At 39.5% G+C, this 19040-nt stretch carries 18 protein-coding genes; 12 read left to right on the top strand and 6 right to left on the bottom strand.

Annotated features, from left to right (window positions below; translation table 11 throughout):
• Nucleotides 1-2: 2 nt before the first annotated feature.
• The 4 genes from FCR2A7T_RS13550 (at nucleotide 3) to FCR2A7T_RS13535 (ending at nucleotide 4623) form a co-directional block, all read left to right on the top strand.
• Entirely contained in the window at nucleotides 3-1124 is a 1122-nt protein-coding gene (locus tag FCR2A7T_RS13550; RefSeq protein ID WP_023571869.1) for an ABC transporter permease, read from the top strand.
• A gap of 83 nt (nucleotides 1125-1207) precedes the next feature.
• The gene (locus tag FCR2A7T_RS13545) at nucleotides 1208-1780 is read left to right on the top strand and encodes a non-canonical purine NTP diphosphatase (protein ID WP_035118694.1); all 573 of its coding nucleotides are present in this window, start codon (nucleotides 1208-1210) and stop codon (nucleotides 1778-1780) included.
• Nucleotides 1781-1879: 99 nt separating this feature from the next.
• Nucleotides 1880-3775: a DEAD/DEAH box helicase gene (locus FCR2A7T_RS13540; RefSeq protein WP_023571867.1), complete on the top strand. Its 1896-nt coding sequence runs from the start codon at nucleotides 1880-1882 to the stop codon at nucleotides 3773-3775.
• 77 nt (nucleotides 3776-3852) lie between these two features.
• The gene (locus FCR2A7T_RS13535) at nucleotides 3853-4623 is read left to right on the top strand and encodes a carboxypeptidase-like regulatory domain-containing protein (protein ID WP_023571866.1); all 771 of its coding nucleotides are present in this window, start codon (nucleotides 3853-3855) and stop codon (nucleotides 4621-4623) included.
• 101 nt (nucleotides 4624-4724) lie between these two features.
• Here the strand turns inward: FCR2A7T_RS13535 and FCR2A7T_RS13530 are convergent, their stop codons facing one another.
• Entirely contained in the window at nucleotides 4725-5405 is a 681-nt protein-coding gene (locus FCR2A7T_RS13530; protein ID WP_023571865.1) for a TrmH family RNA methyltransferase, read from the bottom strand.
• A gap of 58 nt (nucleotides 5406-5463) precedes the next feature.
• On the opposite strand from FCR2A7T_RS13530, the gene FCR2A7T_RS13525 reads away from it, so the two are divergent.
• The 5 genes from FCR2A7T_RS13525 (at nucleotide 5464) to FCR2A7T_RS13505 (ending at nucleotide 11664) form a co-directional block, all read left to right on the top strand.
• Entirely contained in the window at nucleotides 5464-5994 is a 531-nt protein-coding gene (locus tag FCR2A7T_RS13525; RefSeq protein ID WP_023571864.1) for an RNA polymerase sigma factor, read from the top strand.
• Entirely contained in the window at nucleotides 5994-6794 is an 801-nt protein-coding gene (locus tag FCR2A7T_RS13520; protein WP_035118693.1) for an anti-sigma factor, read from the top strand. The genes FCR2A7T_RS13525 and FCR2A7T_RS13520 overlap by 1 nt, the downstream gene beginning before the upstream one ends.
• Nucleotides 6795-6979: 185 nt before the next feature.
• A complete protein-coding gene (locus tag FCR2A7T_RS13515) occupies nucleotides 6980-7660 on the top strand; it encodes an SIR2 family NAD-dependent protein deacylase (protein WP_035118690.1) in 681 nt (226 codons plus the stop codon).
• 82 nt (nucleotides 7661-7742) lie between these two features.
• Complete coding sequence (purB, locus tag FCR2A7T_RS13510; protein WP_023571862.1) at nucleotides 7743-9086, top strand: adenylosuccinate lyase; 1344 nt, start codon at nucleotides 7743-7745, stop codon at nucleotides 9084-9086.
• A 337-nt stretch (nucleotides 9087-9423) separates the two neighbouring features.
• On the top strand, nucleotides 9424-11664 hold the full coding sequence (locus FCR2A7T_RS13505; RefSeq protein ID WP_023571861.1) for a cation:proton antiporter domain-containing protein: 2241 nt from the start codon (nucleotides 9424-9426) through the stop codon (nucleotides 11662-11664).
• A 69-nt stretch (nucleotides 11665-11733) separates the two neighbouring features.
• On the opposite strand, the gene guaB is transcribed toward FCR2A7T_RS13505, so the two are convergent.
• From guaB to FCR2A7T_RS13490, 3 genes are all read right to left on the bottom strand, one after another.
• Nucleotides 11734-13206 carry an IMP dehydrogenase gene (guaB, locus tag FCR2A7T_RS13500; protein WP_023571860.1) on the bottom strand — a complete coding sequence of 491 codons (1473 nt, stop codon included), beginning with the start codon at nucleotides 13204-13206 and terminating at the stop codon, nucleotides 11734-11736.
• Between the two features lie 90 nt (nucleotides 13207-13296).
• Nucleotides 13297-14160: a hydroxymethylglutaryl-CoA lyase gene (locus FCR2A7T_RS13495; RefSeq protein ID WP_023571859.1), complete on the bottom strand. Its 864-nt coding sequence runs from the start codon at nucleotides 14158-14160 to the stop codon at nucleotides 13297-13299.
• A 38-nt stretch (nucleotides 14161-14198) separates the two neighbouring features.
• Entirely contained in the window at nucleotides 14199-15218 is a 1020-nt protein-coding gene (locus FCR2A7T_RS13490) for a quinone-dependent dihydroorotate dehydrogenase (protein WP_023571858.1), read from the bottom strand.
• 190 nt (nucleotides 15219-15408) lie between these two features.
• On the opposite strand from FCR2A7T_RS13490, the gene FCR2A7T_RS13485 reads away from it, so the two are divergent.
• Entirely contained in the window at nucleotides 15409-15705 is a 297-nt protein-coding gene (locus FCR2A7T_RS13485) for a hypothetical protein (RefSeq protein WP_023571857.1), read from the top strand.
• Nucleotides 15706-15747: 42 nt separating this feature from the next.
• Here the strand turns inward: FCR2A7T_RS13485 and FCR2A7T_RS13480 are convergent, their stop codons facing one another.
• Together FCR2A7T_RS13480 and FCR2A7T_RS13475 are read right to left on the bottom strand one after the other, a co-directional pair.
• Nucleotides 15748-16794, bottom strand: coding sequence for an RluA family pseudouridine synthase (locus FCR2A7T_RS13480; RefSeq protein ID WP_035118687.1), 1047 nt, complete (start codon nucleotides 16792-16794; stop codon nucleotides 15748-15750).
• Nucleotides 16784-17413, bottom strand: a complete 630-nt coding sequence (locus tag FCR2A7T_RS13475) for a PASTA domain-containing protein (RefSeq protein WP_023571855.1) — start codon at nucleotides 17411-17413, stop codon at nucleotides 16784-16786. The genes FCR2A7T_RS13480 and FCR2A7T_RS13475 overlap by 11 nt, the downstream gene beginning before the upstream one ends.
• Nucleotides 17414-17602: 189 nt before the next feature.
• Here FCR2A7T_RS13475 and FCR2A7T_RS13470 point away from each other — a divergent pair, with 189 nt between their 5' ends.
• Both FCR2A7T_RS13470 and coaD read left to right on the top strand, forming a co-directional pair.
• Nucleotides 17603-18577 (top strand): D-alanine--D-alanine ligase, encoded by a 975-nt coding sequence (locus FCR2A7T_RS13470; protein WP_023571854.1) that lies wholly within the window; start codon nucleotides 17603-17605, stop codon nucleotides 18575-18577.
• A 3-nt stretch (nucleotides 18578-18580) separates the two neighbouring features.
• A complete protein-coding gene (gene coaD / locus FCR2A7T_RS13465; protein ID WP_023571853.1) occupies nucleotides 18581-19036 on the top strand; it encodes a pantetheine-phosphate adenylyltransferase in 456 nt (151 codons plus the stop codon).
• Nucleotides 19037-19040 lie beyond the last annotated feature (4 nt).

Raw genomic sequence — 19040 nt, 5'->3', positions numbered from 1 at the left:
TTATGAAAACGATTTTATTCATCATACAAAAAGAATTCAAGCAAATTTTTAGAGATAAAAGTATGCTTCGTTTGATATTTATTCTGCCTATTTTACAACTTTTAATTCTTTCCAATGCGGCTACTTTTGATGTGAAAAATATTCGGGTAACCCTTGCTGATTATAGTAATTCCTCTTCATCTCGTGCTTTGATAGAAAAAGTAAAGGCAAATGCATATTTTTCGGAAGTAGAAAACGTATCGCACACTCACGAAGGCATCGAACGATTAAACAAAGGAACAACCGATGTCGTCATCGAAATTCCAAACCTGTTTGAAAAACAATTGCAAAATGACAATACCACCCAAATTCAAGTCTTAATCAATGCCATAGACGGAGCCACAGCAGGCGTACAAAATGTGTACATTACCCAAATTGTGCAATTGTTCAATCAAAATATTCTGGTAGAAAACAAACTAGTAATCAACGAGCAAATTGTTCCAAACCGAATCGAAACCATTCCTTCGTTTTGGTACAATAGTACACTCAATTACAAAACGTTTATGGTGCCAGGTATTTTAGTTTTATTGGTTACTATGTTAACTTTATTTCTTTCGGCTATGAATATTGTAAGAGAAAAAGAATTGGGAACACTAGAGCAAATCAATGTTACTCCAATTAAAAAACACCAATTCATCATTGGAAAATTATTCCCTTTTTGGATATTAGGATTAATAATCTTAACAGTAGGATTACTTATTTCAAAAATCGTTTTTAATGTCCCAATGTTGGGTAACATCCTGTTAGTGTATTTTTTTACCGCTATTTATCTCTTACTAATTTTAGGCTTCGGCTTATTCATTTCCAATCATACCGAAACCCAGCAACAAGCAATGTTTATCGCATGGTTTTTCATGGTGATTTTTATTTTAATGAGCGGCTTATTCACGCCTATCGAAAGCATGCCAAAATGGGCACAAAACGTCACTTTATCGAATCCGATTCGTTATTTTGTAGAATTCATTCGCATGGTCTTGCTAAAAGGCGCTGGATTTCAGGAAGTGTTACCAAATTTAGGCATCATCACTTTTTTCGCCATTGCTGTTAACGGATTAGCCGTTTGGAGTTATAAGAAAACGAATTAATATAATTTCCTATAGTTTTTTTTTACAAAATCTCTGAAACTACAAAATTCAAAATAATATATTTGTTCCTTAATTTATTTCAAATGCAACTCGTTTTCGCCTCCAACAATAAAAACAAAATAAAGGAAATCCAACAACTCGTTCCTGCCGATATTCAAATTCTATCTTTAGAAGATATCGGTTGTGATGTAGATATCCCCGAAACGGCTGATACCATTGAAGGCAACGCCATTTTAAAAGCCAATTACGTTACCGAACATTACGGCTACAACTGTTTTGCTGATGACAGCGGCTTGGAAATTGATGCCTTAAACGGCGCTCCGGGTGTGTATTCCGCCCGATTCGCAGGACCGCAACGCAATGATAACGACAACATTAACAAAGTACTCGAACTCCTTGAAAACGAAACCAACCGCAATGCTAATTTCAAAACGGTTATTGCGCTTAATTTAGACGAAACACAACATCTTTTTACCGGAATAGTAAATGGTAAAATCATAAAAGAGCCCCGCGGAACGAACGGTTTCGGCTACGATCCAATCTTTATTGCAGATGGTTTTTCCGATACATTTGCGCAAATTTCACTCGAAGAAAAGGCTCGAGTAAGCCATCGTGGTAAGGCTGTAGCCCTTCTGACGTCCTTTTTAAAAAAGTAACTTATTGATTTTCAAATGATAATAAAATTTTAATATTGGTTTTTGCATTAGTTTATTCCATTAATAATCAATACCTTTGCACCCAATTTAAAATATTTTATGAATAAATTTGAACAATTAGGATTGAATGAGTCGCTACTGCTGGCGATTAAAGATCTAGGATTTGAGAATCCGTCAGAAGTGCAAGAAAAAGCGATTCCAGTACTATTGGAACAAAACACAGATTTAGTTGCCCTAGCGCAAACAGGAACAGGGAAAACCGCCGCTTTTGGTTTTCCGCTAATTCAGAAAATTGATGCCGAGAACAGAAACACTCAGGCACTGATTTTGTCGCCAACACGTGAGTTATGCTTACAAATCACCAACGAGATTAAATTATACTCAAAGTACATAAAGGGGTTACATACCGTGGCTGTTTATGGTGGTGCAAGCATTACAGAACAAGCTAGAGAGGTAAAACGTGGTGCACAGATTATTGTGGCTACACCAGGTAGAATGCAAGACATGATCAACAGAGGTCTTGTGAACATCAAAAACATCGACTTTTGTATCTTAGATGAGGCAGATGAGATGTTGAACATGGGATTCTATGACGACATTTGTTCCATATTATCGGACACACCGGAGGAAAAAAACACTTGGTTATTCTCTGCAACCATGCCTGCTGAAGTAGCACGCATCGGAAAACAATTCATGTCTAACCCGGTAGAAATTACCGTAGGACATAAAAACTCAGGTTCTGCAACGGTTTCACACGAATTTTACTTAGTAAATGCACGTGACCGTTATGAGGCTCTAAAACGTTTGGCAGATGCTAACCCGGATATTTTCTCGGTTGTTTTCTGTCGTACGAAAAGAGACACTCAGGCGATTGCCGAAAAATTAATCGAAGACGGATACAACGCTGCGGCTTTACACGGAGATTTATCTCAGGCACAACGTGATGGGGTAATGAAATCGTTCCGTGGCCGTCAGATCCAGATGTTGGTAGCAACTGATGTAGCTGCCCGTGGAATTGACGTTGATAATGTTACTCACGTAGTAAATTACCAGTTACCGGATGAAATCGAAACCTACAACCACCGTTCTGGCCGTACAGGTCGTGCAGGTAAATTAGGTACTTCCATCGTTATTATCACGAAAAGTGAATTGCGTAAAATTTCTGCTATCGAAAGAATCATCAAACAGAAATTCGAAGAGAAAACGATTCCAAACGGAATTGAAATCTGCGAAATCCAGTTATTACACTTAGCGAACAAGATTAAAGATACGGAAGTTGATCACGAAATTGACAACTACTTACCGGCAATCAACGAAGTGTTGGACGGTTTATCGAAAGAGGAATTAATCAAGAAAATGGTATCTGTGGAATTCAACCGATTCATCAGCTACTACAAAAAGAAAAGAGATTTATCAAGCCAATCAGCCGGAGAAAGAAGTTCTGAAGGCAGAGCTCCTCAAGCAGGTGACGCGGTTCGTTATTTCATCAACATCGGTTCAAGAGACAACTTCGATTGGATGTCTTTGAAAGACTACTTAAAAGAAACATTAGACTTAGGTCGTGATGACGTATTTAAAGTAGACGTTAAAGAAGGTTTCTCTTTCTTTAATACCGATGCAGAGCATTCTGACAAAGTAATGGAAATCTTAAACAACGTTCAATTGGAAGGAAGACGTATTAACGTTGAGATTTCTAAAAACGACGGTGGTGGAAGACGTGATCACAACGGAAGACATTCAGGTGGAGAAAGAAGAGGCGGCTTTGGCGGCGGAAGAAGCTTTGGCGGAGAACGCAAGAGTTTCGGAGGCGATCGCGAAAGAGCACCAAGAGGTGAAAGAAGTGACCGCGGCGGTTTCGGAGGCGAAAGACGTTCTGACCGTTCTGAAAGAAGAAGCGATTCTTCAGAAAGAGCACCGCGTAACGAGCGTCGTTCCGGAGGTACAACTCCAAGACGTTCTGACAGTTCAGCACCTAGAAGACCAAGAAGAAGCTAATTCTTTTTGTTAATTTTCTTCTAATAGAAACAATAACTACGAAATATCTCTTACATTTAGACCTTTCTAAATTCAGTATGAAATATTTCGTAGTTTTTTTATTGGCTATATTTTCCTTTTCGGCTTTTGCACAAGATGGGGAGTATACTAAAATTTCAGGAGTTGTTGTAAATGAAGCGAATCTGCTTCCAAAAAGCGACGTAAACGTTATCAATCTTTCCACCGTAAAAGGAACCACTACTAATGGTAGAGGTGAATTTGAAATTGATGCCAAAGTCAACGACACACTTCACTTTTCCTACATTGGTTTTCAATCGATAAAAATTCGTGTTTCTGCCGACTGGATTAAAAACAAAACCGGCTTCAAAGTAAAACTGACCGAGAAAGCCTATGCCCTTGAAGAAATTTTCATTCCACGATATCTGCTTACGGGATACATTGAAGTAGACACTAAGCTAATTGCCCTTAATGAAGCACAACGCTACAGTATTTCAGGACTACCTTATGGCTATGAATCCGGAGGAAGCTCTTCTTCCCAGATAGGAAAAGTATTGGGCTCCCTATCCAATCCTGCTGATGCTTTATACAATCTCTTTGGAAAAAAACCAAAAGAAATGAAAAAGCTGCGCGAATTCAAAAAAGATGAAACCGTACGTAACGTACTGGCTTCAAAATACGACCGGGAAACCGTAGCGGCTCTTTTAGGAATTGACAAAAAAGAAATCAAAGAAATCCTTAAAGGCTGCAATTACTCCGATACCTTTATCGAAACCGCCAATGACCTTCAGATCATGGACGCCATTAAAGGGTGTTACGAGGACTATAAATTACTAAAGAAGAATAAGTAGATTGCAGATTACAGGTCGCAAATTGCAGAAAAAACCAGAAAAAACAGGATGTCTTCTGACAACTTGCCTTTTAAATACTGACTACTGTCTTCTAAACACTGTTACCTGCTACCTGCAACCTTCTCCAAATACTTCTTAGTAATATACTCGATATCCTTGATTGATTTACGGGTCCAATCGATACGTTTTTCAAACAATTCTGCTTCGGTAAGCTGCCAATCGATATCCGAATGTCGCAAACGGGAAGAAATGTGTTGAAGTATAATCGCTGCCGAAACCGAAATGTTCAAACTCTCCGTAAAACCAAACATCGGGATTTTCAAAAACCCGTCTGCCTGTTGCAACACTTCATCTGACAAACCATATCTTTCGGTACCAAAAAAGATGGCCGAGGGTTTACTAATGTCAAAATCCTCCAGCATACAATCATTTTCGTGCGGCGTGGTTGCAATTATTTGATATCCTCTCGCTTTCAAGTCGTCAATACAATCCTGATTGGAATTGAATCGATGAATATCCACCCATTTTTCGGCACCCAACGCAATTTCCTTGTCAATTTTTTTACCGTATCGCTGTTCCACCACATGCAATTCCTGTATGCCGAACACTTCACAACTGCGCATCACCGCACTCGTATTATGCAACTGATACACATCTTCAATAGCCACCGTGAAATGCTTGGTTCGGTTTTTAAGAACTTCAAAAAAACGCTCTTTACGGCTTGGCGTGATAAAATCTTCCAAATAATTCAGATAATCGGGGTCAGATAACAGGTTTTCCATTAAAAATATGGGATTTTTGGATATTGTTTAGTATTTTAGTCGGAGTTAATTCCTACGCATGACACAAGAAGAACTATTGCCGCAAATTTATAAAAAAGACGACAAAGCTTTCACACTTTTGTATGATATGTATGCCAAGAGCCTTTTTGGTGTAATTTTCAACCTTATCAAAGACAAAGAAGAAGCCGAAGACGTACTTCAGGACACATTCGTAAAAATCTGGAAAAACATCGATTCCTACAACGAAAGTAAAGGACGGTTTTTCACTTGGATTCTCAACATCGCACGCAATACCGCTATCGATAAATTGCGTTCGAAAAACTTTAACAACAATCAGAAAAACTTATCGGCTGATAATTTCGTACATATCCTTGACGATCCTTCGAAAACCAACAACAAGATTGACACCATTGGTATTCAGGAGTTTGTCAAAAAATTAAAACCCAAGTGCATTCAGTTAATCGATTTACTGTTTTTTAAAGGCTACACACAACAGGAAGTTTCGGATGAACTCGAAATTCCGCTGGGCACCGTAAAAACACAAAACAGAAACTGCATCAACGAATTAAGAAACCTATTGAAAGTATAATGAACAGCAGAGAATATATAGAAAGTGGTATTTTAGAACTTTATGTTTTCGGAAAACTCTCCGAAGAAGAAAGACTTGAAGTACAACAAATGGCCGCAGACAATCCTGCCATCCGAACAGAAATTGCCGCAATTGAACAAGCCGTGATTAACCTGTCGCACAGTGTTTCCCCAAACATTTCAGCCGAAACCTATGATAAAATCCGCGCTGAATTACTTGGCAACGATCCTAAAATTATCCAAATGAAAACCAAAACCAACTGGTCACAGTACATAGGTTGGGCAGCTTCGGTGGTTATTCTTTTGGGTGCCGCCTTTATGTATCTGCAAATGAACAATCAGATGAATGGCATTATCAATAAGGAAATCGAAAAAAACAAATCCGATTTCGACAAAATGCAGAAAACCATTGTAACGCTGGAAAACAAAAACAAAGCAACCGAAAGCATGATGGAGATTCTTAGGGACAAAAACAATACAATTGTAATGCTCGAAGGACAAGCCGCTATGCCGGGCGCCACTGCAAAAGTATACTGGAACAAAGCCACTCAGGAAGTGTATATTGATGCCCAAGACTTACCGGAAGCCCCTCAGGGAATGGTTTATCAGGTTTGGGCACTAAAAATGAATCCGTTAACCCCAACCAGTATCGGTTTGTTGGAAAAAGCTACTGCTTCAACCACCAAAATGTATAAAGTCGACAATACCGCAGAAGCCGAAGCTTTCGGAATCACCTTAGAACCGGAAGGTGGAAGCGCCACGCCAACCATGGAACAATTGTATACGTTAGGAAAAGTGTAGTTTTTTTTTGAGGAGCGAATGGCTTGGGCCTATTTGGAATCCATTTTCCCGCTGTCCGTTTTATCTTTTTTGGTGACTTCGAGAGCCTCAGTCACCAAAAAAGGATGCCACTCCCATCGGGGCTATTGAGACGTCCTTTTTGTATCTGTTATCATATTCTGACTACTTTATTTGGTTTTAAAAAAATGAAAAAGAAACTCGTTATCCTTTCCGGTGCCGGCATGAGTGCCGAAAGTGGCATTAAAACCTTCCGCGATGCTGACGGACTTTGGGAAGGGCATGACATTATGGAAGTCGCCTCTCCCATCGGTTGGAACAAAAATCCGGAATTGGTTCTGGATTTCTACAACAAACGCCGCGCGCAACTTTTCGAGGTACAACCCAACCGCGGACACGAAATCATCGCCGAAATGGAAGACCAATTCGACATTCACGTAATCACCCAAAACGTAGATGATTTACACGAACGCGCCGGAAGTACAAAAGTTCTACACTTACATGGCGAGTTGTTAAAAGTACGAAGTATTGCCAACGAAAACCACATTCTCGACTGGAAAACCGATTTAAATCTGGGTGATACCGACAAACACGGCCACCAACTCCGCCCCCACATTGTTTGGTTTGGCGAAGCCGTTCCCGCTATTGACGAAGCCATAGAAATCGTAGAAACCGCTGATTACCTCATCGTCATCGGAACATCACTACAGGTTTATCCCGCCGCCGGACTTATGAATTACGCCAAACAACAGGTTCCGGTGTATTACATCGATTTAAAACCCGCCACGATTTACGATTTACCCAATCCATTAGAAGTTATCCCAATGAGCGCGAGCGAAGGAATGGAATTCGTGAAAGGACGGTTGTAAAAACAATAATTTTCAAATTATCTAATTTCCAAATTAACTAATTATCCTATCTTTGCGCTTTCTTAAAAACAACACAACAAACATGCAACTAACTGAATTGAACGCTATTTCACCTATCGACGGTCGTTATAGAAATAAAACTGTTTCCTTATCCCAATATTTTTCCGAAGAAGCCTTAATCCGTTACCGTGTTTTGGTGGAAGTGGAATATTTTATCGCCCTTTGCGAATTGCCGTTACCGCAACTTTCAGGTGTTGATAAAAAAGTATATCCGGAATTGCGCAAAATGTATGAGAACTTCTCCACAGAAGATGCCCTTTGGATAAAAGAAACCGAAAAAACGACCAATCATGATGTGAAAGCGGTGGAATATTTCATCAAAGCGGCTTTCGACAAGTTAGGATTGCAACAATACAAAGAATTCATCCACTTCGGACTGACTTCTCAAGACATCAACAATACCGCGATTCCACTTTCTACCAAAGAAGCGTTTGAAAAAGTATATTTACCGGGCTTAATCAGTGTGGTTTCCAAACTGAAAGAATTAAGCATCGAATGGAAGGACATTCCAATGTTAGCACGTACACACGGACAACCGGCTTCTCCTACCCGTTTAGGAAAAGAAATTCAGGTTTTCGTAGAACGTTTGGAAGAGCAAATGCGTTTGTTGTTCAACGTACCGTTTGCTGCGAAATTCGGGGGTGCAACCGGAAACTACAACGCACACGTAGTGGCTTATCCTAATAACGACTGGAGAAAATTCGGAAACGATTTCGTGGAGGAAATTTTAGGCTTACACCACTCTTTCCCTACGACTCAAATCGAACATTACGATCATTTTGCAGCGTTTTTTGATACCTTGAAACGTATCAATACCATCTTAATTGATTTAGACCGAGACATTTGGACGTATGTTTCCATGGATTATTTCAAACAGAAAATCAAAGCAGGAGAAATCGGATCGTCAGCAATGCCTCACAAAGTTAACCCAATCGATTTTGAAAACTCGGAAGGTAACTTAGGTATTGCTAATGCGATTTTCGAACATCTATCAGCAAAATTACCGGTATCCAGATTACAACGTGATTTGACCGACAGTACCGTTTTAAGAAATATCGGTGTTCCGATGGGACACACCTTAATCGCTTTTGAAGCTACTTTGAAAGGATTGAACAAATTGCTTTTAAACGAAGACAAATTCGCAGAAGATCTGGAAAGAAATTGGGCAGTAGTTGCTGAAGCGATCCAAACGATTTTACGTCGCGAAGCCTATCCGAATCCATACGAAGCACTAAAAGAATTAACGCGAACCAACACGGTAATCAACAAAGAAGCGATTCATAATTTCATTGGTACTTTAAATGTTTCCGATGAAATTAAAGCCGAGCTGTTGAAGATTACGCCAAGTAATTATTTGGGGATTTAATTCCATCAACATATAAAGTACAATCCGCAACAATTTCAGTTGCGGATTTTTTTTTTTTTGCAATTTAGTTTTAATACGTTACCTGACGTATTAAATGGCGTTGCTGATGTATTAAAAGAGGTTGTTGACGCATTAAAATACGCTCACCAACGTAATAAATGGCGCTCAGAACATATTAAACCTCACTTAATCGAAATAATAATTTTAACAAAAACACTCCAATTTTCATAAATTCATCTTAAAAAAGACCCTTTTCAACGTTAAAACTTGAAAAAACGGGCTTTTTTTTCTATTTTACGCCATAGTACATTTTCAATATTCAAAATTTTACACGCCTATGCTTTTAACTGTTGCCGCACAAGCCACTACCTCCCATCTGCAACCCTTAATCAGTGATTTGGGGTTAATTCTTATGACCGCGGGAATTGCGGTACTTATTTTCCGAAAATTAAAACAACCTTTGGTTTTAGGCTATCTGATTGCCGGATTTTTAGCGGGAAATCATTTTGATTTTTTTCCATCGGTAAAAGATACCCATAGTGTCGAGGTTTGGGCAGAAATCGGGGTAATCTTTTTACTGTTTAGTCTCGGACTCGAATTCAGTTTCAAAAAGCTAGTAAAAGTGGGCGGAACGGCTTCTGTAACAGCCATAACCCAAATTGTCACCATGGTTGTTCTGGGTTTTTGTGTGGGACAGTTAATGGGTTGGCATAAAATGGACAGTCTCTTTTTAGGGGTAATTATATCCGTTTCTTCCACAACAATCATCTTAAAAGCTTTTGACGAACTGGGAGTGAAAACTCAAAAATTTGCCGGAAATGTTATTGGTGCACTGATTGTTCAGGACATCATGGCTATTTTGATGATGGTACTACTGTCTACCGTTGCTGTAAGTCAGCAATTCTCGGGAAGTGAATTGGTAATGTCGGTTTTAAAATTGGTTTTCTTTTTAACGATTTGGTTTATAGGTGGTATTTTCTTCATCCCGACCCTATTAAAAAAAGCCAAAGATCTTCTTACCGACGAAATGCTCCTGATACTGGCCATTGCTTTATGTTTGGTTATGGTAATTTTAGCGGCTAATGTTGGATTTTCACCGGCATTAGGGGCTTTCATCATGGGTTCCATCATTGCAGAAACGACACAGGCCGAACATATTGAACATCTCGTAAAACCTGTAAAAGACTTATTCGGTGCCGTTTTCTTTGTATCCGTAGGGATGCTGATTAATCCGGATGCCTTAATCGAACATGCCATTCCGGTTGCAATCCTAACCTTAGTCGTTATTTTTGGACAATCCATCAGTGCTTCGGTTGGATCACTACTTTCCGGGCAACCTTTAAAACAATCGGTTCAGGCCGGGATGAGTTTGTCTCAGATTGGCGAATTTTCCTTTATCATTGCTACGTTAGGCATGTCTTTAAACGTAACCAGCGATTTCTTATACCCAACCATCGTGGCTGTTTCGGCCATTACTGCATTTACAACACCTTATATGGTAAAATTGGGCGCACCTACTGCTGTTTTTCTCGAAAAAAAATTACCCCGAAAATGGGTACGGGCCATTGCCAATTACAGTGCCAATACTGAAGCTATTAAAACGGTCAGCACCTGGCAGGTGGCTTTAAGAGCGTATCTTTTTCAGATTGTAATTCACTCCATCATCATCATGGCCATTGTATTACTGTCATCCAAATATATTTTACCGTTGGTGGAAGGATCCAAATTTGGTCACGGTATTGCCGCCTTAATAACCTTGGTACTGCTTTCGCCTTTCCTTTGGGCGCTTTCGTTACGACGAATTGCTGTAAACGAAGTCAGTGAATTATTCGAAAACCGAAAACACCGCGGTCCGATCGTACTGCTGATTTTCTTCCGAATGGCACTCGGATTGTTTTTCATCGGATTCATCCTGAACAATTTCTTTTCGCCCGGAATTGCTTTCATCGCTTTAATCATCGCGCTGACAGCCTATTTCCTGTTTCCGAAACAATTGCACGCCCGATACCATCGTATTGAACGTCACTTCTTGAGTAACCTCAACGATCGGGAAATTGCGAAAGAACAAAAAACACGAAAAGACCTGACGCCTTGGGACGGACACATGGCAACATTTGATATTGTTGCGGAATCCAATTTGATTGGAAAAACACTGGAAGAACTCCGTATGCGGGAGAAAATCGGGATTAATATCGCTTTTATCAAACGAGGTGAAATCATGATAAATGTACCCAGCAGAAACGAACGTTTGTTTCCGGGTGATGAGATCTGTGTTATCGGAACCGACTTTCAAGTAAAGAAATTCAAAAAATACCTCGATCAGAACGAAATTGAACCGGAAGAAAATGTAACCGAATCCGATATCGTTTTACAACATTTGGAACTGAAAAACGAATCGTTTATCGGAAAAAGTATCCGGGAATCTCAAATTCGGGAAAAAACTAACGGTTTGGTGGTAGGTATCGAACGAGAAGGCCGACGCATGCTTAATCCCGATTCGCATCTGATACTGGAACAAGGCGATATTCTTTGGGTTGTTGGTGATAAAAAACTATTAACCAGTTTAAGCAGAAGTTAATACAACAAATTAAAAACAAAAAAGGGATAAGTTTAAAACTCATCCCTTTTTTGTTATCTGAACACTAAACTATCTTGAATAATTTGGAGCTTCTTTAGTAATCGTCACATTGTGCGGATGACTTTCTCCGATTCCACTGGCAGTGATTCTAACGAAACGACCCGTTTCCTGAAGTGTTTGAATGTCTTTGGCACCACAGTAACCCATTCCGGCACGAAGTCCGCCAATGAATTGCAGCATGCTTTCGTTTAATTCCCCTTTGTACGGTACACGACCAACAATTCCTTCCGGAACCAGTTTCTTCACATCGTCTTCCACATCTTGGAAATAACGGTCTTTTGAACCTTCTTTCATGGCTTCCACAGAGCCCATTCCGCGGTAAGATTTGAACTTTCTTCCTTCGAAAATGATGGTTTCTCCCGGAGATTCCATCGTTCCTGCTAATAAGGAACCCAACATCACACAATCCGCACCGGCAGCAATTGCTTTCGGAATATCACCTGTGTAACGAATTCCTCCATCGGCAATTACCGGAACACCTGTGCCTTTTAAAGCAGCAGCTACTTCCAATACCGCTGAAAACTGAGGAAAACCAACACCAGCCACTACACGAGTCGTACAGATAGAACCTGGTCCGATTCCTACTTTCACCGCATCAGCACCATTTTCTGCTAAATATAAAGCAGCTTCCGGAGTAGCGATGTTACCAACCACTACGTCTAAATCTGGGAATTTTGCTTTTACCTGTTTCAAAACATCTACCACACCTTTAGTATGACCGTGCGCCGTATCGATAATAACAGCATCAACCCCGGCATTAACCAAAGCGGTTGCTCTTTCTACTGCATCGGCTGTAACACCTAAAGCAGCAGCTACACGCAAACGTCCGAATTTATCCTTATTGGCATTAGGCTTTTGGGTAAGTTTTGTAATATCTCTGAAAGTGATTAATCCGATTAACTTGTTATCAGCATTCACCACCGGTAATTTTTCGATTTTATTTTCCTGAAGAATTTCTTCGGCAGTCGCTAAAGTTGTTCCTTCCGGAGCAGTTACCAATTTTTCTGAAGTCATTACTTCGGTAATATCGCGCGTGTTGTTTTTTTCAAAACGTAAATCGCGATTGGTGACAATACCTTTTAAGATTTGATTGTCGTCTACTACCGGAATTCCTCCGATACCGAATTCACGCATCGCTTGTTTGGCATCACCAACCGTTGCTGTTAAAGGTAAGGTAACCGGATCAAGAATCATTCCGCTTTCGGCACGTTTTACTTTGCGCACTTTGGCAGCTTGTTGCTCAATGGTCATATTTTTATGCAAAACACCAATTCCACCTTCCTGAGCCATAGCAATTGCCATAGAACTTTCGGTAACGGTATCCATTGCAGCTGAGACAATTGGAACGTTTAAAGTAATGTTTTTTGAAAATTTCGTTTTAATGCTGACTTCACGAGGAAGTATTTCAGAATAATTGGGAACTAAGAGAACATCATCGTAGGTTAGACCTTCTCCGATAATTTTAGCTGTGTGTGCTTTCATGTTGCAATTTGTAGTTGAATTGCATGCAAATGTAAGCATTTTTATTTAGACTGACAAAGGCCTAAAACACAAAGAGATGTTAAACTGGGATTAATGATATACGGTAAAGATTTTCAAGGCTTCGTTATAGGCACTTTCAAAACTCATCGGACTCAAATTGGAATCGGCTTTTACGGTCGTGAAATAAGACAACATTTTTTCGGTTGGCATGTTTCCGGTTAAATCGTCTTTGGCCATCGGGCAGCCACCAAAGCCCTGAATCGCCCCGTCAAAACGACGACAGCCTGCTTTGTAAGCTGCATCTACTTTTTCAAACCATTTTTCCGGCGTGGTATGCAAATGTGCACCAAACTCGACATTTGGGTATTTCGGAATCAAATTGGAAAACAAATAATCGATAACTTCAGGTGTAGAACTGCCAACAGTATCAGAAAGTGACAGAATTTTAACGCCCATATTGGCCAGTTTTTCGGTCCACTCGCCTACTATATCCACATTCCACGGATCGCCATACGGATTTCCGAAGCCCATGGAAATATAAGTCACCACTTCTTTATTGGTCTTATCAGCAATGTTTAAGATTTCCTGCAACGTTACCAATGATTCGGCAATGGTTTTGTGGGTGTTTCGCATCTGGAAATTCTCAGAAATCGAAAAAGGAAAACCCAAATACTGAATTTCCGGATGAATTGAGGCATTTTCAGCACCTTGGGTATTGGCAATAATGGCCAATAACTTACTTTGGGTTTGCGACAAATCCAATTTTGCCAAAACTTCAGCCGTATCTTGCATTTGCGGTATCGCTTTCGCGGAAACAAAACTCCCAAAATCAATGGTATCAAAGCCAACACGCAATAACGATTGGATGTACTGTACTTTTTTATCTGATGGAATAAACTCTTTAATGCCTTGCATGGCATCGCGCGGACATTCGATAATTTTGACTTTTTCCATTGAAGGTTTGTGGTTCTGAGTGGCTAAGATACTATGTTTTATGCTTTTTCTAAAATCTTTTTGTTGATGGCTTTTATCAGTGCCGGTCCTTCATAGATAAATCCGGTATACAATTGCACCAAGCTCGCTCCGGCTTCCAGTTTTTCGATAGCATCTTCGGCTGTGTGAATGCCGCCCACACCAATAATAGGAAAGGCTTTATTGCTTTTTTCGGAAAGAAAACGAATCACCTCAGTAGAACGTCTGGTTAAAGGTTTACCGGAAAGCCCGCCCATTTCAATTTTGTTCACCGATTTTAATCCATCGCGGGAAATTGTCGTATTCGTTGCAATTACACCCGCAATTTTCGTTTCTTTCACGATATCAATAATGTCCAGCAATTGCTCATCGGTTAAATCGGGAGCGATTTTCAGAAGAATCGGTTTTTGCTTTTGCTTTGTTGTATTTTTATTCTGAAGTGCCTGTAATAATTGTGTCAACGGCTCCTTATCCTGCAAGGCTCTCAAATTAGGAGTATTGGGCGAACTCACATTCACCACAAAATAATCGACGTAATCGTATAAAGCATCGAAACAGATTTCATAATCCTTTACTGCTTCTTCGTTTGGAGTAACTTTATTTTTTCCGATGTTTCCGCCGATAAGCACACCATTATTTACATTCAGTCGTTTTACTGCTTCATCGACACCGCCGTTGTTGAAACCCATTCGGTTTACAATCGCCGAATCTTCTCTTAAACGGAACAATCGTTTTTTAGGGTTGCCTTCTTGTGCTTTTGGGGTAAGGGTACCGATTTCAATAAATCCGAATCCGAAATTGGAAAGCTCTTTGTACAATTTGGCATCTTTATCGAATCCGGCTGCCAATCCTACCGGATTTTTAAATTTCAATCCGAAAACCTCACGTTCCAAACGCTTATCGTTTACGGTATAAAGAGATTTGATTAACGAAGAAATTCCGGGGATTTTGTTTACAAATCGGACCAACGAAAAGGTAAAATGATGAACCGCCTCAGGGTCAAAACAAAAAAGTATCGGACGAATAATTTGTTTGTACATGGTTGTGTTGTGTTGTAGTGCAAAAATAGAAATTTGAATTCAGAATTCAGATAGTATCATCGAGAATGTTTCATTTACTAATTCAACCAAAACATCTAAATTAATTTTAAATAATTGATTTACAATATCTTATATTTTATAAATTCTTAACTTTGTTAGTCATTTTTGTTTAATTTAAACATCAGAAATCATGTATATCGTTCGTGAAATATTTTATCTGCAATTTGGCCGATACAAAGAAGCCAAAGCGCTATGTGATGAAGCCGCCGGGCTCGGTTTAATGACACAACCTGCAGGAGGCAGAATCCTAACCGATTTTACCGGTGCCGGTTACCGACTGATATTCGAATCGCCTTATAAAACTCTTGCCGATTTTGAAACCGATTTAGCCAAAGAAATGAATGCCGCCGCCTGGAAAGAATGGTATGAAAAATTCAAAGCTTACGTAAGTCACTCCGAACGGGAAATTCTGAAACAGATTGCTTAACATATACAAATAAAAAAATCCCTCAAATGAGGGATTCGTTTTTTAATTTTCTTCTTCTACCGTATGTGATTTCGAATACACACGCCATTTTTCAATACATTCTTTCATGTCCTGAGGAATTTCGGTATCGAAACGCATGAATTCCTTTGTAATTGGATGTTCGAAACCAAGAGTTTTGGCGTGCAAGGCTTGTCTTGGCAACGTTTTAAAACAATTGTCGATAAACTGTTTGTATTTGGTAAACGTTGTTCCTTTTAAAATCAGATGACCGCCGTAACGTTCGTCATTAAACAAGGTATGCCCAATGTGTTTCATGTGCACACGGATTTGGTGGGTACGACCGGTTTCCAATTTACAGGAAACCAATGTTACATAGCCAAACCGTTCTATAACCTTATAATGGGTCACCGCCCATTTTCCGTATTCTTCATTGTCATAACACGCCATTTGCATGCGGTCTTTCATATGCCGTCCGATGTATCCGGTTACGGTTCCCTCCTCTTCCACGACATTTCCCCAAACCAGGGCAACATATTCTCTTTCAGAAGTTTTCTCTTCAAACTGTTTTGCCAGATACGCCATCGCATGATCGGTTTTGGCAACCACTAACAATCCGGAAGTGTCTTTATCAATTCGATGTACTAGTCCGGGACGTTCGCTGCTGTTCATCGGAAGGTTCTCAAAATGATAGGCTAAAGCATTTACCAAAGTTCCGGTGTAGTTTCCGTGACCGGGATGAACCACCAAACCAGCCGGTTTGTTGATTACCAATAATTGATCGTCTTCGTAAACGATATCCAACGGAATATTTTCCGGAATTATAATATTTTCAAAGGGTGGATGCTCTAACAATACGCGCACCACATCATTCGCTTTTACTTTATAATTGGATTTTACCGGAATGTTGTTCACAAAAATATTCCCATTCGCTGCCGCTTGTTGGATTTTATTTCGTGTGGCATTTTCCACTAAATTCATTAAAAACTTGTCTACACGCAAAGGCGATTGCCCATTACCTGCTTCAAAACGATGATGTTCATACAACTCGTCTTCTAATTCTTCCTGATCTGTATTCTGATTATTGAGCATTTTCTTCTGCCGGAACCGGCGCTAATTTTTCACTTGCATTAATACTATCCATCTCCTGATCCTGGAATCCGGTTTTACCGTCACCTAAAACAAAATCAATTTTAGACGATTTTAAAATTTTATCTCCGGCTTTTAAAGTTTTACCGTTTTGTTTCACTTCCAAAACCACATCCTTTGCCATGTATTCCACATATTTCACATCGCCTTCTTCCAATCCTAAGGCACGCAAGGTAGATAATGCTTGTCGGTAGGTTTTCTGTACTAATTCGGGTAAAGCAACTTTGGTAAATCCTCCGGCATTAATTTTCACATACACTTTACGTCCGTCTTTCACGGTTACAGCAGGCAACGGATCTTGTTCTACAATAGAATAAGGTGGAAAAGACGGATTATAATCCACTGTATCCAACAAATGCAATTCCAAATCAATATCATTTAAGCGCTCCTCTGCCTTTTCAACGGACATTTTAGAAAGGTTCGGCACCGGAATTTCCTCACCGTGATTTGTAGCTACACTTAAAAACTTCATCACTCCAAATACGGCTACCGCTACAATTAATAACGCTATTGCGAGGTTTTTAAAAAATACAGGACTTGTTAAAAATTTTTTCCAACTCATAGTTTTGGTTTTGGGCAAAGATATAAAATACTAAAGATTTTTTGTTTCTTCCGAAAAGTAATTGTTTGCCAAAGGTCATCAGGAACCCACTTTTTTATTTTTATCGGAAGAAAAATATTTTTTGATGTGGGTTTCAACAAATAGTGATAATTTTGTAAGAACTATTACTTATCAAATAACGTACGATTTATGAAAAATGTTGCCATCATCATGGGAGGCTATTCCAGCGAATATCAAATTTCCATAAAAAGCGGAAATGTAGTATACAACTTCTTGGATAAATCAAAATACAATGCCTACCGAATTCATATTTTTAAAGAAAAATGGGTAATGGTGGACGACAATGAAAACGAATTCCCGGTAAACCGTCACGATTTTTCAGTGAACTATGCAGGAGTAAAACTTACGTTCGATGTGGTTTTCAACGCGATTCACGGAACTCCGGGCGAAGACGGACTAATGCAGGCGTATTTCGAACTATTGGGTATTCCGCAAACTTCCTGCGATTATTATCAGGCGGCATTAACCTTTAACAAACGCGACATGCTTTCGGTTTTAAAACCTTATGGCATCAAAACGGCCACTTCTTTCTATTTGGATAAAGGCGATGTAATTAACGAAGACGAAATTATCAAAACCGTTGGTTTACCAATGTTTGTGAAACCGAACAAATCGGGTTCCAGTTTCGGAATTTCGAAAGTAAAATCGAAACAAGAATTGCTTCCGGCGATTGAAAACGCTTATAAAGAAGACAACGAAATCATTATCGAAAGTTTCCTTGACGGCACCGAAGTTTCTGTTGGCGTAATCAATTACAAAGGCGAAACCACCGTTTTACCAATTACGGAAATCGTATCCGAAAATGACTTCTTCGACTATGAAGCTAAATATTTAGGAAAATCAAAAGAAATCACACCGGCAAGAATTTCAGACGAAATCCGCCTAAAAGTGGAAGCCGTTTCCAAAAAAGCTTACGAAGTTTTAAAAATGAAAGGGTTTTCAAGAAGTGAATTCATTATCGTAAACGGAGAACCTTTTATGCTGGAAATGAATACAATTCCGGGCTTAACCACCGAAAGTATTTTACCACAACAAGCCAAAGAAGCCGGAATTTCATTAACCGAATTGTTTGATAACGCTATTGAATTGGCATTAGTACAATAAAAAATGAGAAAAGCTATATTCCCAGGTTCCTTCGACCCAATTACCTTAGGTCATTACGACATCATCAAAAGAGCCTTACCTTTGTTTGACGAAATTGTAATCGCCATTGGTATCAACGCTGAAAAAAAATACATGTTTTCCTTGGAAGACCGTAAAAAATTCATCGAAGATTCCTTTAAAAACGAACCAAAAGTCTCTGTAGTAAGTTATGAAGGATTAACCATCGATCTTTGCCATAAACTTGACGCGCAGTTCATTCTCCGCGGACTAAGAAATCCGGCCGACTTCGAGTTTGAAAAAGCCATTGCCCATACCAACCGTCAGTTGTCAGACATAGAAACGGTTTTTCTTTTAACGGCTATCGATACTTCGCACATCAGTTCCAGCATCGTTCGTGATGTTATCCGAAATGGCGGCGATTACACCATTTTAGTTCCCGAATCTGTAAAAATAAAATAACACA

Source organism: Flavobacterium cauense R2A-7 (assembly GCF_000498475.1).
In the GTDB taxonomy this organism is placed as follows: Bacteria; Bacteroidota; Bacteroidia; order Flavobacteriales; family Flavobacteriaceae; genus Flavobacterium; species Flavobacterium cauense.
This window is presented reverse-complemented; position numbering and strand designations above follow the sequence as displayed.